At 36.7% G+C, this 22,938-nt stretch carries 21 protein-coding genes; 17 read left to right on the plus strand and 4 right to left on the minus strand.

Going from position 1 to position 22,938, the window contains the following annotated elements:
- Window positions 1-43 precede the first annotated feature (43 nt).
- From ASG31_RS14795 to deoC, 5 genes are all read left to right on the plus strand, one after another.
- Entirely contained in the window at window positions 44-1,306 is a 1,263-nt protein-coding gene (locus ASG31_RS14795) for an NAD(P)/FAD-dependent oxidoreductase (protein WP_056034367.1), read from the plus strand.
- The gene (gene trmD / locus ASG31_RS14800) at window positions 1,303-1,989 is read left to right on the plus strand and encodes a tRNA (guanosine(37)-N1)-methyltransferase TrmD (protein WP_056034369.1); all 687 of its coding nucleotides are present in this window, start codon (window positions 1,303-1,305) and stop codon (window positions 1,987-1,989) included. The genes ASG31_RS14795 and trmD overlap by 4 nt, the downstream gene beginning before the upstream one ends.
- 205 nt (window positions 1,990-2,194) lie before the next feature.
- Window positions 2,195-3,139: an endonuclease/exonuclease/phosphatase family protein gene (locus ASG31_RS14805; protein WP_056034371.1), complete on the plus strand. Its 945-nt coding sequence runs from the start codon at window positions 2,195-2,197 to the stop codon at window positions 3,137-3,139.
- Between the two features lie 31 nt (window positions 3,140-3,170).
- Window positions 3,171-3,641, plus strand: a complete 471-nt coding sequence (locus ASG31_RS14810) for an Lrp/AsnC family transcriptional regulator (RefSeq protein WP_056034374.1) — start codon at window positions 3,171-3,173, stop codon at window positions 3,639-3,641.
- Window positions 3,642-3,644: 3 nt separating this feature from the next.
- Window positions 3,645-4,388: a deoxyribose-phosphate aldolase gene (deoC, locus tag ASG31_RS14815; RefSeq protein ID WP_056034377.1), complete on the plus strand. Its 744-nt coding sequence runs from the start codon at window positions 3,645-3,647 to the stop codon at window positions 4,386-4,388.
- Window positions 4,389-4,523: 135 nt separating this feature from the next.
- Here the strand turns inward: deoC and sucC are convergent, their stop codons facing one another.
- Window positions 4,524-5,714 carry an ADP-forming succinate--CoA ligase subunit beta gene (sucC, locus tag ASG31_RS14820; RefSeq protein WP_056034381.1) on the minus strand — a complete coding sequence of 397 codons (1,191 nt, stop codon included), beginning with the start codon at window positions 5,712-5,714 and terminating at the stop codon, window positions 4,524-4,526.
- Between the two features lie 282 nt (window positions 5,715-5,996).
- Here sucC and ASG31_RS14825 point away from each other — a divergent pair, with 282 nt between their 5' ends.
- From ASG31_RS14825 to ASG31_RS14840, 4 genes are read left to right on the plus strand one after another with little or no spacing between them, the layout of a single operon-like run.
- Window positions 5,997-6,671: a TetR/AcrR family transcriptional regulator gene (locus ASG31_RS14825; protein WP_056034385.1), complete on the plus strand. Its 675-nt coding sequence runs from the start codon at window positions 5,997-5,999 to the stop codon at window positions 6,669-6,671.
- 6 nt (window positions 6,672-6,677) lie between these two features.
- The gene (locus ASG31_RS14830; RefSeq protein ID WP_056034388.1) at window positions 6,678-8,345 is read left to right on the plus strand and encodes a peptidase domain-containing ABC transporter; all 1,668 of its coding nucleotides are present in this window, start codon (window positions 6,678-6,680) and stop codon (window positions 8,343-8,345) included.
- Between the two features lie 13 nt (window positions 8,346-8,358).
- Window positions 8,359-9,672: an HlyD family secretion protein gene (locus ASG31_RS14835; protein ID WP_056034391.1), complete on the plus strand. Its 1,314-nt coding sequence runs from the start codon at window positions 8,359-8,361 to the stop codon at window positions 9,670-9,672.
- Window positions 9,656-11,059 (plus strand): TolC family protein, encoded by a 1,404-nt coding sequence (locus ASG31_RS14840; RefSeq protein ID WP_185113221.1) that lies wholly within the window; start codon window positions 9,656-9,658, stop codon window positions 11,057-11,059. The genes ASG31_RS14835 and ASG31_RS14840 overlap by 17 nt, the downstream gene beginning before the upstream one ends.
- Window positions 11,060-11,323: 264 nt before the next feature.
- Here ASG31_RS14840 and ASG31_RS14845 read toward each other — a convergent pair whose 3' ends face one another.
- From ASG31_RS14845 to ASG31_RS14855, 3 genes are read right to left on the minus strand one after another with little or no spacing between them, the layout of a single operon-like run.
- The gene (locus ASG31_RS14845; protein WP_056034395.1) at window positions 11,324-11,710 is read right to left on the minus strand and encodes a DUF423 domain-containing protein; all 387 of its coding nucleotides are present in this window, start codon (window positions 11,708-11,710) and stop codon (window positions 11,324-11,326) included.
- A gap of 28 nt (window positions 11,711-11,738) precedes the next feature.
- Window positions 11,739-12,401, minus strand: a complete 663-nt coding sequence (locus tag ASG31_RS14850; protein ID WP_056034398.1) for a hypothetical protein — start codon at window positions 12,399-12,401, stop codon at window positions 11,739-11,741.
- A 7-nt stretch (window positions 12,402-12,408) separates the two neighbouring features.
- On the minus strand, window positions 12,409-13,737 hold the full coding sequence (locus ASG31_RS14855; RefSeq protein ID WP_056034399.1) for a hydroxymethylglutaryl-CoA reductase, degradative: 1,329 nt from the start codon (window positions 13,735-13,737) through the stop codon (window positions 12,409-12,411).
- A gap of 421 nt (window positions 13,738-14,158) precedes the next feature.
- Here ASG31_RS14855 and ASG31_RS14860 point away from each other — a divergent pair, with 421 nt between their 5' ends.
- The 8 genes from ASG31_RS14860 (at window position 14,159) to recA (ending at window position 22,937) form a co-directional block, all read left to right on the plus strand.
- On the plus strand, window positions 14,159-15,418 hold the full coding sequence (locus tag ASG31_RS14860) for a putative DNA modification/repair radical SAM protein (protein WP_056034402.1): 1,260 nt from the start codon (window positions 14,159-14,161) through the stop codon (window positions 15,416-15,418).
- Window positions 15,419-15,420: 2 nt separating this feature from the next.
- Entirely contained in the window at window positions 15,421-15,852 is a 432-nt protein-coding gene (locus ASG31_RS14865; RefSeq protein WP_056034404.1) for a hypothetical protein, read from the plus strand.
- 198 nt (window positions 15,853-16,050) lie between these two features.
- On the plus strand, window positions 16,051-16,809 hold the full coding sequence (locus tag ASG31_RS14870; RefSeq protein WP_056034408.1) for a TIGR03915 family putative DNA repair protein: 759 nt from the start codon (window positions 16,051-16,053) through the stop codon (window positions 16,807-16,809).
- Between the two features lie 368 nt (window positions 16,810-17,177).
- Window positions 17,178-18,164 carry a 6-phosphofructokinase gene (gene pfkA, locus ASG31_RS14875; protein WP_056034410.1) on the plus strand — a complete coding sequence of 329 codons (987 nt, stop codon included), beginning with the start codon at window positions 17,178-17,180 and terminating at the stop codon, window positions 18,162-18,164.
- Window positions 18,165-18,196: 32 nt separating this feature from the next.
- The gene (gene gap / locus ASG31_RS14880; protein ID WP_056034413.1) at window positions 18,197-19,201 is read left to right on the plus strand and encodes a type I glyceraldehyde-3-phosphate dehydrogenase; all 1,005 of its coding nucleotides are present in this window, start codon (window positions 18,197-18,199) and stop codon (window positions 19,199-19,201) included.
- Between the two features lie 314 nt (window positions 19,202-19,515).
- Window positions 19,516-20,289, plus strand: a complete 774-nt coding sequence (locus ASG31_RS14885) for a LuxR C-terminal-related transcriptional regulator (RefSeq protein ID WP_056034416.1) — start codon at window positions 19,516-19,518, stop codon at window positions 20,287-20,289.
- A gap of 150 nt (window positions 20,290-20,439) precedes the next feature.
- On the plus strand, window positions 20,440-21,636 hold the full coding sequence (locus ASG31_RS14890) for an oxygenase MpaB family protein (protein WP_056034419.1): 1,197 nt from the start codon (window positions 20,440-20,442) through the stop codon (window positions 21,634-21,636).
- 293 nt (window positions 21,637-21,929) lie between these two features.
- The gene (gene recA / locus ASG31_RS14895) at window positions 21,930-22,937 is read left to right on the plus strand and encodes a recombinase RecA (protein WP_056034424.1); all 1,008 of its coding nucleotides are present in this window, start codon (window positions 21,930-21,932) and stop codon (window positions 22,935-22,937) included.
- The last annotated feature ends 1 nt before the right edge of the window (window position 22,938 follow it).

Below are 22,938 nucleotides of genomic sequence, written 5' to 3' on the forward strand. Positions count from 1 at the left end.
TTTTTGAGGTTAATTTACATAATAAATCTGTAAATTTGTTAGTATGGAAACAAGGGAGAAAATCATCATCATTGGAGGAGGTTTTGCTGGGTTGCAACTGGCGAAAACACTGAATAACAAAAACAAAAAGGTCATCGTTCTCGACCGCGTAAACCATCACATGTTTCAGCCGCTTTTCTATCAGGTGGCGTGTGGGAGGATAGAACCTTCCAACATCTCTTTCCCGTTCCGTAAAATTTTTCAGCAGTCGAGAAATACACAGTTCAGGCTCACTGAAGTAAAAGAAATTATTCCTTCTCAAAACAAAGTTATTGCAGAAGGAGCAGAATTCAGTTATGATAAACTGATTATCGCCACAGGATGTAAAACCAATTTTTTCGGCAACAAAGAAATGGAATCCAGAGCTTTCGGGATGAAAAATACGCAGGAAGCCATCAGCATCAGAAATCATGTTTTGATGACTTTCGAAAGACTGATTCTCGAAAAAAGCCGCAGCGACGACGGAAACTGGAATATCGTTATCGTCGGAAGCGGCCCCACAGGAGTTGAACTCGCAGGAGCTTTCTCTGAAATGAAAAAAGAAATTCTGCCAAGAGATTATCCTTATATGAATTTTGACAATCTTAAAATCATCCTTGTAAGTTCTACCGAAAAACCATTGGCGGTAATGAGCGAAGAAGCACAGACCCAATCTGAAAAGTATCTGAAAGATCTGGGCGTACATTTTTTAAGCGGAGAATATGTCACCGACTACGATGGCGACAGGGTTTATATGAAAAGCGGGATGCAAATCGCCTCAAACAACGTCATCTGGGCCGCTGGAGTTACCGGAAATATCATTGATGGATTTCAGCAGGAAAATATTGTGAAAAACAGATATATCACAGACAGATACAATAAAATAAAAGGTTTTGAAAATATCTATGCCATTGGTGACATTGCTTACATGGAAACACCGAAATATCCGCAGGGGCATCCTCAGGTGGCAAATGTTGCGATTAATCAGGCAAAAAATTTAGGTAAAAATCTTTTGAAGAAAAACGAATCAGAATGGACTGAATATGAGTATGATGACAAAGGTTCTCTCGCCACCATCGGTAAACACAGAGCTGTTGTAGATCTTCCGTTTATAAAATTTCAGGGTTTTCTTGCATGGTATTTTTGGATGTTCCTTCACTTAATGTTAATTTTGAGCGTTAGGAATAAACTTGCCGTCTTTTTTAACTGGATGTGGAGTTATTTTAATAAAGATTCGTCTCTAAGACTGATCATTTTATCCAACAAGAAAAACGGAACATTACAATGAGAATTGACATTATAAGCGTACTTCCTGAGCTCATGGAAAGTCCATTTCAAACATCTATCCTGAAAAGAGCGATGGATAAAGGTCTTGCTGAAGTTTATTTTCATCAACTAAGAGACTGGTCAGTCAACAAACACCGACAAATTGATGACGAACCTTATGGCGGAGGCGCCGGAATGGTCATGATGATTGAGCCTATCGACAAATGTATTTCTGAACTGAAAGCTCAGCGGGATTACGATGAAGTAATTTATCTCACTCCGGACGGCGTTACTTTAAATCAGAAAATAGCTAACACACTTTCTATAAAAGAAAATCTAATTTTTCTGTGCGGCCATTACAAAGGCATCGATCAGCGTGTAAGAGAGCTTCATATTACCAAAGAAATTTCCATTGGTGATTATGTTTTAACGGGTGGTGAGCTTGCGGCCTGTGTTTTGGCAGATTCTGTAATCAGACTGCTTCCCGGTGTTTTGAATGACGAGCAGAGTGCATTAACAGACAGCTTTCAGGATAATTTACTTTCTCCTCCCATCTACACAAGACCCGAAGTGTATAAGAGCCTTGAAGTACCCAAAATTCTTTTGAGCGGCAATTCTAAAAAGATTGAAGACTGGCGCTATGAAGAGGCTGTGCGCATCACTCATGAGAAAAGACCTGACTTACTGCGGGATACAGAATTCTAAATTTTAAGACATTTTTATCCCGAAGTTAATTTATGCTGTATTTTAAACTGTAATTTTTTGTAAATCAATGAAATATCATTATGATTAAAGAAGTTGACGCTAAAATATCAATTAAAATACCGATTCATCAAAAAACTATTTGTATTTTTAACCACACAAATTTTTGAAAGGCTAGATAAAATATTAATTTTTTGCAAACAAATCAATGGAGATTTTTGCATTCTACAACGTTGAAAATTTGTTTTTACCGGATTCTAAGCCCAATCATAAATCAGAAAAAACCAACAGCGGTCTTTTCAACTGGGATTTCAGGAAGTATCAGTATAAACTCAATAAAATTTCACATGCTTTTCGGCTGATCGAAGAGCAACATCAGCAGTTGCCTTTTATGATAGGTCTTGCAGAAGTTTCCGGGGAACACGTTCTGAAAGATTTAATACAGAGCGAACCTCTGCAGGGCAGGTACGGCATTTTACATTACAAATCTTTAGACGAAAGAAATGTAGATGTAGCTTTACTTTACGACCATTCTAAAATTAAAGTTTTAGAATCTGAGCCTATCACTTTTTTCTTTGAAGAATCTGGTCTTGACGAAAAATATTACGATACAACACGTGATGTGCTTTTTGCAAAAGTGAAATATGAAGACGAAATAATTAATGTCTTTGTGCTACACCTTCCTTCTAAAAGAGAAAAAGACGTCAACAAACCCAAAAGAGCTTACATCCTTCAGGAATTGCGAAACAGAATTACAGAAATTCAGGAAATTTCTGATGAAAAGGTAATTGTGTGCGGAGATTTTAATGAAAACCCTGATGACGAAGTGCTTGAAATTCTTTCAGACAAGACTGCCCACAACAAAGCGCTGGAAAATCCTTTTTCAGACTTATTCTTTAACAGACAGTATTCTACATATCATTATAAAAGCGGTTTATTATTTGATCAAATTTTACTGTCACAAAATTTTTACAAACCGGAAGACCTTTTACAGTTTGAAGCGGCAGAGGTTTTTAATCATCAGCAACTCACTGTAAAATCTAAACTTCTTTCCGGAAGACCCTTCAGAACCTTTGCCGGAACACGATATCTGGGAGGTTACAGTGATCACTTCCCTGTTCTCATTAAACTAAAAACTAAACATATACATTAACATTATTTTTAAACACTAAACTAAATCAAAAATGAAGAACACTACCAATACAGACTACTACCTGGACGCCATCGATAAGCAGATTATCTACATGCTGATGGACAACTCCAAAACGTCACTTGCCCACATCTCGTCCAAAGTGGGAATTTCCACTACCGCAGTTCATCAGAGAATAAAAAAACTGGAGCACGCCGGTGTGATAGAAAGCACTATTTCTTTTTTAAATCCTAAAAAAATCGGGTTTAAAGTAGTTTCCTTTATCGGAATTTTCCTTGATCAGCCAAGCCATTATACAGATGTGGTAAAAGCTCTGAAAGAAGTAAACGAAGTGGTAGAGGCACATTATACTACAGGTAATTATTCTCTTCTGCTGAAAGTTCTCTGCAAAGACAATGATCATCTGATGCAGATCCTCAGTAAACTTCAGAAATTAAAGGGAGTGACGCGCACAGAAACTTTTATTTCTCTTGAGCAAAGTATCGCAAGACAGCTAAAGGTATAATCGATGAATATCGCAGATTATTTAGATTCCACTTATCTGAAAACACCGGAACAGTCTGGTTTTTCTGATGCGCAGACACTTGATAAAGTTTTCGAACTTGCGAAAGAAGCTGTAGATAACGGAATTTTTGCCGTAATGATAAGACCTCAATACGTTTCTGAAATTAAAAAATATCTTTCAGAAACAGATTCGGCTGTAAGGGTCGGAACCGTAATTGGTTTTCATGAAGGAACATATCTGACTGAAGAAAAAATTGCCGAAGCTGATAAAGCAATCGAAGATGGCGCAGATGAACTTGATTTTGTGATTAATTATTCAGAATATTTAAAAGGCAATAATGCTCTTGTAAAAGATGAGTTTTTAAAATGTACCAAGATTTGTCTGGATCATCAGAAGATATGCAAATGGATTATTGAGATTGCTGCGTTGACTGATGATCAGATTGCCGATTTAACTGATAAAATATCAACCTGGGCGGAAGAAAATTTCCCCGAAAATGATCTGCAGCATATCTTCGTAAAATCATCCACAGGATTTTATGAAACCCGGGACGGAAAACCCAACGGTGCCACCTTTGAAGGAATAAAAATCATGCTGGACAATGCCGGAGAACTTCCTGTAAAAGCCGCTGGTGGCGTAAGAAATCCTGAAGACGCCAAAAATATGATTCATCTCGGCGTAAAAAGAATCGGGACTTCATCGGCTTTAAGTTTGCTTACAGATGGGACTTCCTCAGAGAGTTATTAAACTTTACCTATAACAAAAAAGCTCCGGAGTTTTCTTTCTTCGGAGCTTTTTTTTGAAAAATACCGTCACTGTAATTAAAAATAAAAAACCGCTTCAAAAAATGAAACGGTTTGATTTTATCTGAAAATTTCAGTTTTAAGCTAAAACTTCTTTTACTTTGTTTGCAGCTTCTTCCAAAGTAATTGCAGAGTGAATAGGCAATCCAGCCTCGTCAATTAATTTTTTAGCTTCTACAGCGTTTGTTCCCTGTAATCTCACGATTAACGGAACCGGAAGGCTTCCCATAGCGTTGTAAGCATCTACAACACCCTGAGCAACTCTGTCACATCTCACGATACCTCCGAAGATGTTGATCAGGATAGCTTTTACGTTAGGATCTCTAAGGATAATTTCGAAAGCAGTTTTTACTCTCGCAGCATCAGCAGTACCTCCTACGTCAAGGAAGTTTGCAGGGTTACCACCAGATAATTTGATGATATCCATCGTTGCCATTGCAAGACCGGCTCCGTTTACCATACAGGCAACGTTACCGTCTAATTTTACGAAGTTAAGACCAGCTTCACCAGCCTCAACATCCAAAGGATCTTCTTCTCTTGTATCTCTCAACGCTTCAAGATCTTTGTGACGGAACAGTGAGTTACCATCCAAAGTTACCTTAGCATCTACAGCGATGATTTTGTTGTCTGAAGTTTTCAAAACCGGGTTGATTTCGAAAAGAGAAGCATCAATTCCTACATATGCATTGTATAAAGAAGTGATGAATTTTGTGAATTCTTTGAAAGCATTCCCTTCAAGACCAAGGTTGAAAGCAATTTTTCTTGCCTGGAAACCCTGAAGACCCAAAGTAGGATCAATTAATTCATTATGAATAAGATGAGGAGTCACTTCAGCAACGTGCTCAATATCCATACCACCTTCAGTAGAATATACGATGGTGTTTTTCCCTTCAGCTCTGTCTAAAAGAATAGAAACATAAAATTCTTTAGTTTCAGATTCTCCAGGATAATAAACGTCTTCTGCAACCAATACAGAGTTTACCAATTTACCTTCAGCAGAAGTTTGTGGAGTAATCAACTGCATTCCGATGATGTTTCCGGCATTTTCTTTAAGTTTATCCATGTTTGGAGAAAACTTTACACCACCACCTTTACCACGGCCACCTGCGTGAATCTGTGCTTTTACAACCCAAGCCTGAGCTCCGGTTTCAGCAGTCAATTTTTCTGCAGCTGCTACAGCTTCATCTACGTTGTTTGCAACGAAACCACGTTGGATAGCTACTCCATACTTTGATAAAATCTCTTTAGATTGATACTCGTGAAGATTCATATTATTTTTATTATTTTATTTTAATATTTAAAGGTTGACAAATTTAATAAAAATGAATAAGGAAGGAAAATAAATTATCATACTTTTAAATGATTTAATCCCTTTACAACAAAATAGACCTCATTTCATAGATAATTATTGGTATTTTCAGACAAAAAAAATAATTTTTAATTTTAATACCGTTTTCTAATCACATTCTAATACTATTCTAATGTATAGTAATACTATCGTAAAAAAGTGTTGCGTATTTTTGTGGCATCTATAATCTGCAAAATCAAAAGAATGAATTTTCAGCTGAAATTTAATGTCAACGAAAACTTATACCTGAAAGATCCCGAAAACAGTGAGATTGGAAAATCTATAGTCAAAAATGCCATCGAACTGATTTTTGAGATGGGTTTTGAGCAGTTTACCTTTAAAAAACTGGCACTGAAAATCAATTCTACAGAAGCGACGGTTTACCGCTACTTTGCATCCAAATATAAACTTCTTACGTATATTCTCAACTGGTACTGGTCTTATCTGGAATGCATTGCTGAACTTAAAACTTCGGAAATAAAAAACCCTCCCGAAAAACTGGAGAAAATTCTTGAAATCATTACACACCACAACAATTCGTGTGACGAAGTGGAAGATTATGATATCAGCAAGCTACATTTAATCGTCATTTCGGAAAGCAGTAAATCTTATCTTGTGAAAGAGGTGGACGAAATAAGTAAAGAAATGGTTTTTGATCCTTTAGAAAGTGTTTGCAGATATGTTTCCGAAATTATTTCTATGGTAAAACCAGATTTTCCTTATCCGTTATCACTGGCAAGTACACTTTTGGAAACTGCTCATGACCAGCATTTTTTCAGTGAACATCTGCCCAAACTGACTGATTATCAAAAAAAATATAAGCCTGAAACGTATGTTTTCGGTTATTTAAAATACATCACATTTAACCTTATCAAATAAGAAAAAATGGCAAGACTCACAGCAAGCGAACACAGCAAAAAATTGTTCAGCTACATTACAAAAGAAAAGAAAGATGTTACAAACATCTATTTTTACGCCATCCTCAACGGTTTGGTTTCGCTCAGTATCCCATTGGGTATACAGTCCATCATTAGTTTTGTGATGGGGGCAACGATGGTTACATCTATTTATCTGCTCATCCTTTTTGTGGTTTTGGGAACATTTTTAGTGGGACATTTCAGACTTAAAGTGCTTCAGATCATTGAAAAAATTCAGCAGAAAATATTTGTGGAATTTTCTACAGCTTTTGCCGAAAAATTACCTAAAATAAACCTCGCCGAAAACCGGAAATATTATCTCCCGGAACTTGTAAACCGTTTTTTCGATGTTCAGATTCTACAGAAAGGAATTTCAAAAATTCTTCTGGAAATTCCCACTGCCTTAATACAAATTATATTCGGAATACTGCTTCTTTCCTTCTATCATCCCTGGTTTTTAGCCTTTGGGGCTTTGGTCATCTTTCTGGTAGTCCTTATTTTTATCTACAGCATGGAAAGCGGAATAAAATCCAGCATCGAAGAAAGTGATAAAAAATACGAAACAGCAGCATGGATTGAAGACATTGCCGCATCTGTGAAGACATTCAAAATGCATTCTGCACAGGAAACGCACCTGCAGGGAATTGACAACAGAGTGGTAGAATATCTTGATCACAGAACGTCTCATTTTAAAATTCTTGTTTTTCAGTACAAAACAATCATTGCTTTTAAAGTAATCATCACGTTTGCAATTTTGGCTATCGGTACCTATCTGATGGTTAATCAGCAGCTGAACATCGGTGCCTTCATCGCAGCAGAGATTGTGGTACTTACCATCATGGCAGCGGTAGAAAAACTCATTATCAGCCTTGAAAGCTACTATGACCTCATCGCCTCATTCGCCAAACTTTCTAAGGTAACAGAGCTGAAAGAGGAGACTGAAGGAGAGATTATACTTTCGCAGAAAGACAAAGGCGTTGAAATAGAATTTAAAGATGTACAGTTTGCTTTCAGCGATACACCGGCTATTTTATCAGATCTCAATTTCAGACTGAAAGAAAACAGCCTCACCGTGATCACCGGAAAAATGGGAACAGGAAAATCTTTACTTCTCAATATGCTTTCAGGTTTTTACGAACCCAGTTCCGGGACCATACTTTTTGATAAAATTCCGCTGAAGAATTTACACAAAACAGATTTCAGAAACAGTGTAGGTCTTTATCTGGAAAACATGAAAGTGATACAGGGAACAGTTCTGGAAAATATTCTGCTGGGAAGCAAGCAAAGCAATACAGAAAGCATTCTTCACCTTTCGGAAAAACTCGGCATAGAAAGTATATCCAGCAATTTCACCAACGGTTTTGCCACAGATATCAGCGAGACAGATCCTGAAATAACTTTCAGCTCAAAAAAGAAAATCCTCCTTCTCCGTTCATTATTAGGTGATAAAAGATTAATCTTACTTGAAAATCCTCTGGCAGGAATGTCTGAAAATTTTCAGGAAAAACTGAGCGAATATCTTCGGGAACTGAAGCAGCACTGCACCATCGTTATTGTTTCACCAGATAAAAATATGATTTACAATGCAGATCAGCATATTCATCTGGAAGACGGAAGTTTAAGTATCATTTCATAAAATTAAGCACAAAATGAAATTACAGGCATACGATAAAATTTATCACATCAACAGAAAATCACGGGTAAAAAGATGGTTTTTGTTTATTCTGATTGCAGGAATTATCACTCTATTTCTCCCATGGACCCAGAATATTAAAGTGAAAGGAAATGTTTCATCACTTTACCAGTCGCAGAGACCTCAGCAGCTGAACTCTCCCATCCCCGGAAGAATTATAAAATGGAATGTAAAAAACGGCGACTACGTAAAAAAAGGTGATACACTTTTACAGCTCTCAGAGATCAAGGAAGATTACATGGATCCACTTTTGGTACAGAGAACCGAGCAGCAGGTAGATGCAAAAAGAGGCGTAAGAGATTATTACGAAGCAAAAGTGGGAACAGCAAAAAATCAGTTAGAAGCCTTAAATGCTGCGAGAGACTTAAAACTGAATCAGGTTAAAATAAAAATCATTCAGCTGAACAGTAAGCTGGTGGGTGAACAGGCAGAACTGGAGGCTGCCAAAAATGAACTCAGACTCTCCGAAGACCAGTTTCAGAGACAGAAAAAAATGTATGATGAAGGTTTGGTCTCTCTCACGCAGTTTCAGCAGAGAAGTATCTCATATCAAAATTCGATGGCAAAAAAAACTGCCTCCGAAAATAAAGTAGCCCAGACGCAGCAGGAAATTCTCAACACACAGATTGAGCAAAATGCCGTTACGCAGGATTACAACGAGAAACTGAGCAAGATTGAGGGCGAGCGGTTTCAAAGTATGGGACAGATTGAGGGAAGTGACGGCGAAATTGCCAAACTTCAGAATCAGGTTGCCAATTATAAGGCAAGACAGGGGCTATACTTCATCTTAGCGTCTCAGGATGGCCAAATTGTTCAGCTGAATAAAGCCGGAATTGGTGAAGTTTTGAAAGATGGCGAAAACATTGGAACGGTGGTTCCCACAACGGTAGATTATGCCGTGGAAATTTACATCAAACCTGTAGATTTACCCCTGATAAAAGAAGGGCAGCGGGTAATGAATATTTTTGACGGTTTCCCTGCGATTGTCTTCTCTGGCTGGCCGGATTCCAGCTACGGAACTTTTGCCGGCAAGGTAGTTGCCGTAGAAAGTAACATCAGCGCCAACGGAATGTTTAAAGCCCTAATCGTGGAAGATAAAAATGAAAAAAAATGGCCCCGTAAAATAAAAATGGGAACCGGAGTTCAGGGCATTGCCATCTTAAATGATGTACCAATCTGGTATGAGTTGTGGCGAAACATTAATGGTTTCCCGCCGGATTATTATGAGGTAACGAATGCAAAATCAGGTAAAGATGAAAAAGCAAAATAAAATTTTTGTTATCGCTTTCCTGTTGTTTTTCAGTTTAAATTCCGCTCAGGATTCATTGAAAATTTCATCAGCTGAATTTATAAATATCGTAGAAAAATATCATCCTTTAGCTTTAAAATATCAGCTTAAAAACAGATTGGCAGAACAGGAAATCACAAGAGCACGGGGTAGTTTTGATCCGGTTTTAGCAGGAAAATTAGGTGAGAAAAACATTGACGGAACAAAATATTACGAACAGAAAAATCTGGAACTCGGAATCCCCACTTGGTACGGAATTGATCTGCACGGAGGTTACAACTATCTCGACGGACAAAAACTGAATGACAGCGAAACAAAAGGCGGCTTGTATCAGTTTGGTATTACGGTTCCTTTAGCTAAGAACCTTCTGTATGATAAAAGAAGAGCGATGCTCGATCAGGCAAAGTTCGGACTGAGAATGACTGAAGCCGAACAGGCTGTTTTAACCAATGACTTGTTGCTTGAAGCCGAAAACACCTATTGGGAATGGGTTCAGAATTATGAGATTTATAAACTCAAATCTGAAATTGTTGAAATCAATAAAGACCGTTTAAAATTCACCAAAAAAACTTTTGATTTCGGGGAAAAGCCCGCGATCGACACAGTTGAAGCCCTTTCACAGCTTCAAAGTTTTGAACTTCAGCAACGGGATGCGTATTTAAGTTTCGTTAAAAGTACACAGGAGCTGCAACTTTATTTATGGAAAGACAATCAGCAGTTTTACGAATTATCAGAAATGATTTATCCATCAGACAGACTTGCTGATCATCCTGCATATTCAGATTTCGAATTTTTGATTCAGGATGTTGATTCAAGACAGATCAACTCGCATTTTTCGGTTTTGTATTACAATCAAAAGCAGAATATTCTTGAAAGTGAAAGACGTCTGAAATGGCAGAGTTTTTTGCCTAAATTAGATTTCACTTATAATTTTTTCAACAAAGAAAATTACAGTCCGGATTATCTTCCGCTTTTTGATAACAATTTTCAATACGGTTTAAAATTAGAAATCCCAATATTTCAAAGGGAAGCAAGAGCCAATTTTCAGATGGCAAAGATTAAAATCAATCAAAACGAACTCGATACTACTATTAAAATTAGAGAACTTGATGTGAAAATTGAAACCTACAAAAATGAAATCCTCAATTATCATACTCAGATTGATCTGTCCGGAAAAAATCTTCAGAACTACAGAAAACTTTTAAGTGCCGAAGAAATGAGATACAGCAACGGTGAAAGCTCGCTTTTCCTGATCAATTCCAGGGAAAATAAAGTAATTGAAGCTCAGGAAAAATTTATATCCATCAGAACAAAATTCCTGAAAAGCTTCAATAAACTGAAGTGGATGAGGGAGAATTTCACACTTTAGAATTTTAATTTGAACCATTAATTTTAATAAGTTTTTAAGATTTGTTTAGGTGAGATTCGCTTTAAGCGACCTGCTTAAACTCTATTAGATTTTCCTTAATCAATCTTACTTTTTTAGTGATTTTACTGGTTTAAATTTTAATCTCACGCAGCTTTTGCAAATTGAGCAGATAGAGATCTGCAGAATCACCTTAATCTGCGTGAGACTGTAAAAACAAAAAGTTCAGGCGAAACCTGAACTTTTTTGTGTCTTTTTTCTTTACCGTTAAATTCTATTCTTCACAAAATAAAAAATCAGCATCAACCAAGCTAAAATCATAAGCAATCCTCCAAGCGGTGTGATTGGTCCTAAAAACTTTAGATTTAAACCAAAACGATCCTGTAAGCTCAAACCATAAATGCTGAAAGAGAACAGCATCGTTCCTGCAATCATTAGGATAGAAATCCATTTTTGAGATGAGGTGTCAAATTTTAAAATATAACCTGCAATCAGTAAAAAGAATGCGGCGTACATTTGATATCTTACGCCTGTTTCAAAACTTTCCAGTCTTTCCACAGATAAAATTTTCTTTAAAGCGTGTGCTCCAAAAGCTCCTAAAATAACGGATAACATTCCGAAGGCAGCTCCGAAGACGAGGGTAATTGTTTTCATTTTTTATTATAAATTATTTTTAGCCGCTTTACTCAACTCCGATCATTACAAGTGGAATCGCGTACATTTCTTTTACTGCTTTTCCGTTGGATTCCTTCGGTTTAAACACATCTGCAACCGAATAAAAACTCAGAAGAACAAAAAGTTTTATTTCTTGATCATCCGTACCCGTAATTTTCGCCTCTTTTGTCTGACCGTCAGTATCTAAAACAAATGTTAATTTAAGTTTTAAAGTACTCTCTAAATTTTCAAAAAGTGAATGACCTGCTAACCTATCTGATAATTTTCCACGAATGATATCCTGAGAAAAAGCCTCCGGAACCGGTAGCATTGTATTTTTTGGCGGTATATATTCCTTAATATTCTCCTTTTCAACTTTTGCCAGCAGAAGTTTTAATTTTTCGATTCTTATCGGTCGATTGTCATCCAGGCATTCAAGATAAGATTTTTTCAGAGCATCAAACTCCTTTAAATATTCTTCCCGATCCGTCTCTGAAAGCTTTTTGTCTGGTGATTTTGAAACTATCACTTTGTACTTTGCATCAAGCAATCCGTAGTCTTTACCACATTCAGTTTCTAAGTCTGAATAAATCTTATCGAGTTTTTCATGTAACGTAAATCTGGTATTTTGCGCAAATAAAATTGCAGAACTAAAAACGGCAAAAGCAATAAAATATTTTTTGAAATTCATATTTAATCTATTTATTTCTCAATTTCTCCAACTCTGCAATCACCTCATGATGACTCACCGTTTTATCTTTAAAATAAGTCACAAAATGTTGCTTTTCTGCTTCCGTTGCTCCGAATTGATTTAAAATATTAAACAAATGCATTTTCATGTGACCTTTCTGAATTCCTGTTGTGACCAAAGATCTCAAAGCTCCGAAATTTTGAGCCAAACCTGAAACTGCCAAAATACTCATCAGTTCCTGAGCTGCTGGTTTTCCAAGCAAGGCTAAAGAAAATTTAACCAAAGGATGAAGATTAGTCAAACCTCCCACAACGCCTACAGAAATCGGCAAATCAATCCAGAATCTGAAAATTCCGTTGTCAATGGTGCAATGGGTTAATGAAGAATATTTTCCGTTTCTCGCAGCGTACGCATGAGCACAGGCTTCTGTGGCTCTGAAATCATTACCTGTCGCGATCACAACGGCATCCACACCGTTCATAATTCCTTTATTATGGGTTGTCGCACGGAAAGGTTCAATTTCAGCAATCGTAACGGCCTGTTTGAATTTTCTTGCAAATTCTTCGTTTGAAATTCCGCTGTCGTCTTTTAAATCTTCAATTTTACATGAAACTTCAGCTCTTACAATGCAGTCCGGAGTGAAATTGGAGAGAATATTCATTACAACCTGAAGGGAATTCTTTTCTTCCTGAGAAAAATCTTCACTTATGGCAATTTCTTGTTTCAAAGTTTTCCCGAACTGCTCCAGACACGAATTGATAAAATTTGCACCCATAGAATCCGCCGTATCAAAACTCGCTTTCAGCTGGTAATAATTCGGCATTTCCGCAGTCTTGTCGATGAGTTTTATATCTAAAATTCCACCGCCACGATTTCTCATGTTTACTGTGATGCTTTCTGTGGCTTCAAACAGTTTCTTTTTTAAATTAAAATTAAAAAAATGCTGAAGCTTATGAGATTCTACATCAATGATAAAATGGGTATGACCCAATTTTTCTGTGTTGATGATGGTTGTTTTAAAACCTCCCTTATCAATCCAGAATTTAGCAGCCTTGGAAGCCGCTGCAACCACCGAACTTTCTTCAACCGCCATCGGAAGGGCAAATAATTTTCCGTCAATCAGGAAGTTTGGGGCAATTCCGTAAGGCATATAGAAATTTGAAATCGTGTTTTCAGAAAACTCGTCGTGAAGTTTCTGAAGATCAGTATTTCCGTTCCAGTATTGGTTTAATATATTCTGATATTCTGTATTTCCGTCAAGATATTCGGCAACGAGCCAATCGATTTTCCCTTGTTTTGTCAATTTAGAAAAACCTTCAACAGGTTTGTGATTCATAATAAAATGTTTATTTTTCAATGACTAAAATCATAGGTTTACGATTTCACTCATAAAATTAATGTGTGTAAAGATAGTAAATTTGTTAGTCTAAAATGTGGATAAGTTCGACGTAAAACGGTTGATATTTATCAATTTTGGACTTACTTTTGAAGGTGAAATTAAACTGAAAAAGTTTTACCAAAAAGTTACAATAGCTTTAAGTTTAAATTATTGAGAATAGAAGTTCACAAAATGATATTATTATTTTTGATATAGAATTCCTAAAAGCTTTTTTAAAAAAATTAGTTTGAATTTTTCTGAACAACTTCACAAAAATCAAAGACTTTCAAAAACTTATCTGAACTTTAAAACAGCATTAATCAAGCTTAATCTAAAATAGCTTTTGTGACTTTTGTGGTTAAATAAAATTTGCAGACAAATGAATTTCGACAGAGTAAAAGAAAAACTGGAAATACTGGCTGATGCTGCGAAATATGATGTTTCATGTTCATCAAGCGGTGGCTCACGAAAAAATAAAACTGGCGGCCTGGGCGACAGCTCTGCAAGTGGGATTTGCCATACCTATACCGAAGACGGCCGATGTGTTTCTCTGCTTAAAATTCTGCTGACCAATCACTGTATTTACGATTGTGCCTACTGCGTTTCCCGAAGTTCAAATGATATCAAAAGAGCAGCTTTTACGGTAGAAGAAGTGGTTGATTTAACCATTAATTTCTACCGCAGAAATTACATTGAAGGTTTATTTTTAAGTTCAGGAATTTTTAAAAATGCCGATACGACGATGGAAAGATTGGTACGTGTTGCAAAAAAACTTCGTTTGGAGGAAAATTTTAACGGTTATATTCATTTAAAATCAATTCCCGGAGCAAGTGACGAACTGATGAAAGAAGCAGCACTGTATGCAGACCGGTTGTCTATCAACATTGAAATTCCCACAGAAAGCGGTTTAAAATTGCTGGCTCCTGAGAAAAACCGTGAAGATATGCTGAACCCTATGAAGTATATTCAGGGTGGAATTACTCAGTATAAAGAAGAAAAGAAAATTTTCAGAAAAGTTCCGAAATTTGCTCCGGCAGGTCAGTCTACGCAGATGATTGTGGGCGCTACGAATGAAAATGATTTGCAGATTATCAAAGTTGCTGATCATTTCTATAAAAATTACAGTTTAAAAAGAGTGTACTATTCCGGTTACGTTCCAGTTTTGGAGGACAACAGATTGCCGGCTTTAACGACAGCAGTTCCCATGCTTAGGGAAAACCGTTTGTATCAGTCGGATTGGTTGATGCGTTTCTACGGATTTAAAGCTGATGAAATCTTAGATCCGCACATGCCGTTTCTTGATTTGGAAGTTGACCCTAAACTGAGTTGGGCACTGAGACATCTTGATCAGTTTCCTGTCAATCTTCAGACCGCTGATTATCAAATGATTCTCAGAATTCCTGGAATCGGAGTAAAAACGGCAAAGAAAATTATTTCAGCAAGGCATTTTCAGGTTTTGACGATTGAGAATTTACAGAAATTAGGAGCAGCTGTAAACCGTGCGAAATATTTTATAGATTTTAATGCCGGAAATATTTTCCTGAGACATTTAACAGATTTGAATTTAAAAAAACTGTTGGTTGGCGGAAGCACTTCTAAATTTCAGGATCAATTTTCGAAGCAGTTGACGTTGTTTTAATTATGAAAACTCAAAAGGCATCAAAATACGATGAGCAGAAAAATAGAGAGATTGACGAAGCTGTCTCCAGATTCTCTCAACATTTAATGTCAAACTCTAAGTGGAGTCGATTGATAAATGACTTTGTGGAAAACGCTGATTACTTCAAGAAAATTCAATTCAAAAAAGTTCAAAATAATATTATCGGAGAATTATTCATCAATGAAAAAAGTACTTTTGAATTTGATTATTGGCAGAACGGATTTGAAGGAAATAATTCTTTAGGTGGCTGGCTTGAATACAGAGAAATTGAATATTTGATTTTTCCAAAAATTGTCAGTTCTGAAAACGATATTCAAGATTTAAATCAAATAAAATCAATTATCAAAAAAAACGGACAGTTTGATATAGAAATCAATCACGTTGAATTAAAATTGATTTGTTATAAAATTTAAAATAAAAAGATTTTTTTCCCGCATTATTTCTAAAGACAAACATTGCCTTTGTCATCCTGAAAGGATCTCAATCTGTAAATAAAATCATTTCTCTAGTACTATGCTTAGATGCTTTCAGCATGACAAACTGATGAAAAATACTTTAAAATTATTATATTTTTCAAATTATCCCATTTCCAAATTTTCAAATTAAAGATAATGACCACCCTCCTCTACGACGGCAGTTTCGACGGACTTTTCACAGCAATATTCGAGATTTTTGAATATAAATTTAAAGACGTGGAAATCGTAAGCAAAGAAAGATTTCATCAGGAAAATATTTTTGCAGAAATTCATGAGGTGATTACTCAGGAGCAAAAATCTGAAAGGGTGTTGGTTAAAGTGGAAGAGAACATCGGCAAATCTGGAATCCATGATTTATTGAGAGTTTTCTTGTCGGAGGAGGCAGATTTGGAACAGGTGATTTTATCTGCAGTTCGGCAATCGATTCAGTATCCAAAAGAAAATATTCTTCAGAATTATGCACATCCCGATATTTTGAGAATCGCCAAAATCTGTAAATCGGTAAGGAGAGAAAGACATCGGATGACCGCTTTTGTTAGATTCGAAAAAATGCAGGATGAAGTTTTTTTTGCGAAAATAGATCCGGATTTTAATGTTTTACCTTTAATCAGAAATCATTTTAAAAACCGTTATCAGGACCAGAAATGGATGATCTATGATTTAAAACGCAATTACGGACTTCTGTATGATCTGGAAAGCTGCGAATTCTTTTATCCTGATGAGAAAATTAACTTACAAAAGTATCAGGAGAAGTTCCACGATGAAGAAAATCAATACCAAAAACTGTGGCAACGGTATTTTTTTAAAACCAACATTGTGGAAAGAAAAAATCTAAAACTGCATATTCAGCATGTACCAAAAAGGTACTGGAAATATTTGACTGAAAAGCATTAATTTCCGCACAGATCTCACAGATTTCTGCACATTATTTTAAAATTTTTTAAAATAATCCAACCGTAAATGACCGAAATTCGTAAGACCGCTTTAATAATTCAAACTTAAACCATCTGAAAATTCCCTCATTATTCCGCTCCACTTGCCTCTTTCTGCTTTAAAACCGGCGCTTTTAACTTGTCTCTTGTGACTTTTAACCTGGCTCTTTTTTACTTTTAACTTGGCTCTTTTTCCTTTTAACCTGGCTCTTTTTCCTTTTTACCAGTCTCTTGATAAAAAGCAGGATACCAAAGGATGAAAAGTATTAAGAAGATACTGCTGTTATCTGAACTTGTTTTTGTAAATTTGTGTTTGAAATTTTTTATTAAATGAAAGAAAGTGCTGTAAAAAAAATTGCAGTTCTTACCTCAGGAGGTGACTCTCCGGGGATGAACGCAGCATTAAGAGCAGTAGTGAGAACTGCAAACTATTATAAAATTGAATGCTATGGAGTGCGGGAAGGCTACAATGGTCTTATTCATAACGATTTCCTTAAAATGGGACCCCGTTCTGTAAAAAATATAATCAACCAGGGTGGAACTATCCTAAAATCTGCCCGTTCAAAAGAGTTTATGACCAAAGAAGGCCGCCAGAAGGCCTATGACAATTGCGTGCAGCACGGGATTGAGGCTTTGGTATGCATCGGCGGCGACGGAACTTTCACAGGAGCAAAAATCTTCAACGAAGAATTCGGCATCAGAACCATCGGAGTTCCGGGAACTATTGATAATGATATTTTCGGGACAGATAATACGATTGGTTACGACACTGCATTAAATACCGCAATGGACGCGATTGATAAAATCCGTGATACAGCAACATCACACAACAGGGTTTTCTTTGTGGAGGTAATGGGACGTGATGCAGGATTTATCGCCTTAAACAGCGGTCTTGCAACAGGGGCTTTAGACATTCTTATCCCTGAAAAGAAAGACAGTATGGAAGATCTTTTTGCCAACTTCAGAAAGGCCGAAAAGACAGGTAAAGCTTCCAGTATTGTAGTAGTGGCTGAAGGTGAAGAGCTCGCCAATATCTACGAACTTGCAGAGCAGACCAAAAAAGAATTTCCGGATTATGATATCCGTGTGGCGATTTTGGGTCACATACAGAGAGGTGGCTCGCCAAGCTGTGCAGACAGGGTTTTGGCAAGCAGACTTGGTTTCGGCGCGGTGGTAGGTTTAATGGAAGGTCAGACGAATGTAATGGCAGGAATGCGTTCCAACGACATCGTGTACACACCTATCGAAGAAGCTATTAAAAAACACAACGAAATTAATAAAGATCTTTTGTTAATTTCAGAAATCTTATCAATCTAATATTCTAAATAATTAATTAAATCAACACAATTATGTCAACAATCAAAGTAGGTATTAACGGATTTGGTAGAATCGGTCGTCTTGTTTTCAGAGCAATGACTGAAAGAGACAATATCGAAGTCGTTGGTATCAATGACCTTATCAATGCAGAATACATGGCTTATATGCTGAAATATGATTCTGTACACGGTATTTTCCAGGGAGAAGTTTCTGTAGACGGAAATGACCTTGTAGTAAACGGAAAAAAAATCAGAGTAACGGCTGAAAAAGACCCTAGCAACCTAAAATGGGACGAAATCGGTGCTGACTACGTAGTAGAATCAACCGGTTTATTTTTAGATAAAGAAAGTGCTGCGAAACACCTTGCAGCAGGCGCTAAGAAAGTGATTCTTTCTGCTCCTTCAAAAGACGATACACCAATGTTTGTAATGGGTGTAAACCACAAGGAACTTACTGATGATGTAAAAATCTTATCAAACGCATCTTGTACTACCAACTGTTTAGCTCCTTTGGCAAAAGTAATCCACGATAACTTCGGGATTGTAGAAGGTTTGATGACTACTGTACACGCTACAACAGCTACTCAGAAAACAGTTGACGGGCCTTCAATGAAAGACTGGAGAGGTGGTAGAGCTGCTTTAAACAACATCATCCCTTCTTCTACAGGTGCTGCTAAAGCAGTAGGTAAAGTAATCCCTTCTTTGAACGGAAAACTGACAGGTATGTCTTTCAGAGTACCAACTGTAGACGTTTCTGTAGTAGATCTAACGGTAAGACTTGAAAAAGGTGCTTCTTACGACGAAATCTGTGCAGTTATTAAAGCTGCTTCTGAAGGTGAATTGAAAGGTATTCTCGGTTACACTGAAGATGCTGTGGTTTCTCAGGATTTCATCGGTGATAAAAGAACTTCAATTTTCGATAAAGATGCTGGTATTTCACTTTCTCCAAACTTTGTAAAGCTTGTTTCATGGTATGACAATGAGATGGGTTATTCAAACAAATTGGTAGATATGTTGATCCACGCTTCTTCTTTATAATTGATAAAAGATAACCGATACATAATAAAACCTTCCTTGTGGGAGGTTTTTTTTGTGCATAAAAAAAACCACTTATCTGTTTGAAAGTGGCTCAACTGAAGGGTTTCTTCTTCTTTCTTTTCATCACCGGTGCTATTACCTTCCCGTTTTAAAGCTTTATGAGATACAATATAAACTTTAAAACTAAGTCCATCATCAAGATAGAGTTTTCATGATTATCGTTATACAAAAGTTGGAAATTATTTAATATAAAAAAATACCACTTTTGGGGTATTTTTAACAAATTTTAAGTATTTTAGATTAAAATCTTACGAATGGAAAATCCTGAGGATAAACATCTGCTGTCGGAAATTTGGGAAAGATTCGCTGTACCTAATCAAACTAAAGCACCCGAAAAGCCTTTTATAGAAAAGATTATCGGCGAAATGTTTTCCATTGGGAATTTTTATTATTATGTGATTAATTTCGCAGACTCCACAATTTCTCATCATCACAAAAATATTCTCAAGATACATGGGCTTTCAGAATTGCCTTTACACCTGAGCGAAATACTCAGTCTTATTCATCCTGATGATATTTCGTTCGTTTTAAAAGCAGAAAATATTGTTGTTGATAAAATCAAACAGATTGGTGTTGAGCACCAGCTTTTACTTAAGCCAAGCTACTGTTTCAGGATGAAAACCAAAAAAGGAAAATATGAATTATTTCATCATCAGGCGATTCACACGTTGATGGACGAAAGCAACCGTCTCTATCAGGCGATTAACATCCACACCAATATTCAGCATATAACACCACAAAACCCGTACACCGTTTTAATTACAGGAATAAGCCCGAGAAAAGATTTTCATCAGTTTACGGTGCAGCCTGTTGAAGATAAAGACGCTCTTAATATTCCCAAATTAACCAGCAGAGAAACGGAAATTTTAGTTTTAATCGCCAAAGGATATTCCGGAGCAGAGATTTCAAAAATGCTGATTCTATCTGAACATACCATCCGCACCCACAGAAAAAACATCCTGCGGAAAACAGAATCAAGAAACTGTAAAGAGCTGATTAAAAAAGCATTTGAATGGGGAATGATTTGAAATGGGTAATGGGCAATTTTATAATTTATAAATGATAATTGATGATTGATGATTGATGATATTAAATTTTAAATCTTGAATCTTGAATCTCAAATCACCTGACAAATCTCACGAAGGCTCTCGTTAAAAAATTCCTTAACTTTATCCTGAATGGAAAAGCAGATTTTACAGCCGAGATATAAAGATTCCAAACATTTTAAGGACTTCTGGAAAACAGGAAACGGGAAACAACTGACTGATTTTTCCGGAGCTGAACTCAGCTTTAAAGATTTTGCTCAATTTTCAAAATATTTTTATCATGTTGATGAAATCGGCGATCAGGTGGTGAGAGAAGTTTATCTTAAAAAAAGCTATCCCGAAGCTTCTCGAGAAATTGAAAGTTACATCAGAGATGGCGTTTCAGAAAATGATGCAGTTCCCGAAAGTGTAAAAAAACTTTTCCGGCAAACCCAAGCCCTACCCGATTGGCTGGATTTGAATTTAATAAAGAAAGGTGCCGAACTCTGCATGAGAGCCAATCTTGATTCTTTGATTTCGCTCAGAGATTACTGCCTTATCGGCGGCTATGATTATGCTTACCTCAACAAACCTCTAATTGCCACGGAAGCCCTCAAAAAAGGTGCTGTAAAAAGACTTTCAGAAACACTGGATTTTTGGGTGAATGTTACCCGGTACGACGCTTTGGAAGTTCATAAAAAAGGGTATGAATTTGCCATTAAAACCAGATTAATACATTCCTACGCAAGACTTTCAATCAGGAAACATTATAAAAACTGGGACACAGAAAACTGGGGCGAACCCATCAATTCCTGGGATATGATGGCAACCTATATCGGTTTCAGTCTGGTTTTTATGCACAGTCTCAAAAAATTAGGAAATACTATTTCTGAAGAGGAAGAAAAAGGTCATTTTCACCTCTGGAAATACGTCGGGTATCTGTTGGGAATTCCCGTTGAACTTCTTCCGAACAACAAAAAACAGGCGACAGAGTATTTTTATCTGTGGACCTCCGTTCAGCCATCTTCAGACAAAGATTCGGTTTTGCTGGCTCACTCTCTGTTGAATGAATCTTTGGAAAATCCGATTTTAAAATATGAATTTCAGAGAAAAAATCTGAGATACCTGCACATTTGCTGTACATGGTATCTATTAGGTGAAGACGTTTGCAAAAGACTAAAGATTCCCGAAGTGCCTTTCAGAAAAGGGTTTCCGGTGACGAAGAAAATACTCAACAAAATCTATGATTCTACTGTGAGCCGAGAAGCGAGAATTAAAAAAGGAAATAAAGATCAGATGAAAGTTTTGGAGGATTATTTGAACATAACCCAGAATTCAAATTTTCACTAATTTTTTCAGGAGCTTAATCCCGCTTTCTGCTATATCTTTTTCACCAGCGCATTTTTTCAAAGCCAATCCAGAAAAAGGATGCCGCGACAATCGGGGCTAGTTACCAATGCCTTTTCAGGAACAAAGTATTACACTTAAACAAATGGTACCAACATGAAAGATGAGTCAGAAAAAGTTTGATTGGGTTTTAAAATTTTATCATTTTTTTAACGCTAAAAACAATTTTCAGAAACAAAATATATTAGCTTTTAAACTTAAAATTATGTAATTTTGATAAATTATTTTAATACGATATGAGCAACATAGATGATAAGAAAAAAGCACTGGCGCTGGTGCTTGATAAATTAGATAAAACATACGGAAAAGGAACTGTAATGACGTTGGGAGACAGTGCAATAGACACTACCATCGAAGTTATTCCTTCCGGATCATTAGGTTTAGACATCGCTTTGGGCGTTGGCGGATATCCAAGAGGAAGAATTATTGAAATCTACGGACCTGAATCTTCAGGTAAAACAACCTTAACTTTACACGCCATCGCAGAAGCTCAAAAAGCTGGCGGAATAGCAGCATTTATCGATGCCGAGCATGCTTTCGACAGAGGCTATGCTGGGAAACTGGGAATCGATCTTGAAAACCTGATTATTTCTCAGCCGGACAACGGTGAGCAGGCTTTGGAAATTGCCGATAACTTAATCCGTTCTGGTGCAATCGACATTGTAGTAATTGACTCAGTAGCTGCATTGACCCCAAAAGCGGAAATTGAAGGCGAAATGGGTGATTCTAAAATGGGTCTTCATGCAAGATTGATGTCTCAGGCTTTGAGAAAATTAACAGCAACAATTTCCAGAACAAAATGTACCGTAATTTTCATCAACCAGTTGAGAGAAAAAATCGGTGTAATGTTCGGAAATCCTGAAACCACAACAGGTGGTAACGCTTTGAAATTTTACGCTTCTGTAAGAGTAGACATCAGAAAAGCATCTGCACCGATTAAAAATGGCGACGAAGCTGTTGGTAGCCGTGTGAAAGTGAAAATTGTGAAAAACAAAGTAGCTCCACCTTTCAAAATGGCAGAATTTGACATTATGTATGGTGAAGGCGTTTCAAAAACTGGAGAGATCCTGGATACTGCAGTAGATATGGGAATTGTGAAGAAAAGCGGTTCTTGGTTCAGCTACGGTGAGACTAAGCTTGGTCAGGGTCGTGACGGTGTGAGAGATTTGTTGAAAGACAATCCGGAACTTGCTGAAGAGCTTGAAAACAAAGTAAAAGAAGAGATCATCAACAAGAAAAACTAAT

Source organism: Chryseobacterium sp. Leaf404 (assembly GCF_001424145.1).
In the GTDB taxonomy this organism is placed as follows: domain Bacteria; phylum Bacteroidota; class Bacteroidia; order Flavobacteriales; family Weeksellaceae; genus Chryseobacterium.

Coding starts and splice junctions, on each gene's coding strand:
- ASG31_RS14795 (WP_056034367.1), top strand. CDS start 44: ATGGAAACAAGGGAGAAAATCATCATCATTGGAGGAGGTTTTGCTGGG.
- trmD (WP_056034369.1), top strand. CDS start 1,303: ATGAGAATTGACATTATAAGCGTACTTCCTGAGCTCATGGAAAGTCCA.
- ASG31_RS14805 (WP_056034371.1), top strand. CDS start 2,195: ATGGAGATTTTTGCATTCTACAACGTTGAAAATTTGTTTTTACCGGAT.
- ASG31_RS14810 (WP_056034374.1), top strand. CDS start 3,171: ATGAAGAACACTACCAATACAGACTACTACCTGGACGCCATCGATAAG.
- deoC (WP_056034377.1), top strand. CDS start 3,645: ATGAATATCGCAGATTATTTAGATTCCACTTATCTGAAAACACCGGAA.
- sucC (WP_056034381.1), bottom strand. CDS start 5,714: ATGAATCTTCACGAGTATCAATCTAAAGAGATTTTATCAAAGTATGGA.
- ASG31_RS14825 (WP_056034385.1), top strand. CDS start 5,997: ATGAATTTTCAGCTGAAATTTAATGTCAACGAAAACTTATACCTGAAA.
- ASG31_RS14830 (WP_056034388.1), top strand. CDS start 6,678: ATGGCAAGACTCACAGCAAGCGAACACAGCAAAAAATTGTTCAGCTAC.
- ASG31_RS14835 (WP_056034391.1), top strand. CDS start 8,359: ATGAAATTACAGGCATACGATAAAATTTATCACATCAACAGAAAATCA.
- ASG31_RS14840 (WP_185113221.1), top strand. CDS start 9,656: ATGAAAAAGCAAAATAAAATTTTTGTTATCGCTTTCCTGTTGTTTTTC.
- ASG31_RS14845 (WP_056034395.1), bottom strand. CDS start 11,710: ATGAAAACAATTACCCTCGTCTTCGGAGCTGCCTTCGGAATGTTATCC.
- ASG31_RS14850 (WP_056034398.1), bottom strand. CDS start 12,401: ATGAATTTCAAAAAATATTTTATTGCTTTTGCCGTTTTTAGTTCTGCA.
- ASG31_RS14855 (WP_056034399.1), bottom strand. CDS start 13,737: ATGAATCACAAACCTGTTGAAGGTTTTTCTAAATTGACAAAACAAGGG.
- ASG31_RS14860 (WP_056034402.1), top strand. CDS start 14,159: ATGAATTTCGACAGAGTAAAAGAAAAACTGGAAATACTGGCTGATGCT.
- ASG31_RS14865 (WP_056034404.1), top strand. CDS start 15,421: ATGAAAACTCAAAAGGCATCAAAATACGATGAGCAGAAAAATAGAGAG.
- ASG31_RS14870 (WP_056034408.1), top strand. CDS start 16,051: ATGACCACCCTCCTCTACGACGGCAGTTTCGACGGACTTTTCACAGCA.
- pfkA (WP_056034410.1), top strand. CDS start 17,178: ATGAAAGAAAGTGCTGTAAAAAAAATTGCAGTTCTTACCTCAGGAGGT.
- gap (WP_056034413.1), top strand. CDS start 18,197: ATGTCAACAATCAAAGTAGGTATTAACGGATTTGGTAGAATCGGTCGT.
- ASG31_RS14885 (WP_056034416.1), top strand. CDS start 19,516: ATGGAAAATCCTGAGGATAAACATCTGCTGTCGGAAATTTGGGAAAGA.
- ASG31_RS14890 (WP_056034419.1), top strand. CDS start 20,440: ATGGAAAAGCAGATTTTACAGCCGAGATATAAAGATTCCAAACATTTT.
- recA (WP_056034424.1), top strand. CDS start 21,930: ATGAGCAACATAGATGATAAGAAAAAAGCACTGGCGCTGGTGCTTGAT.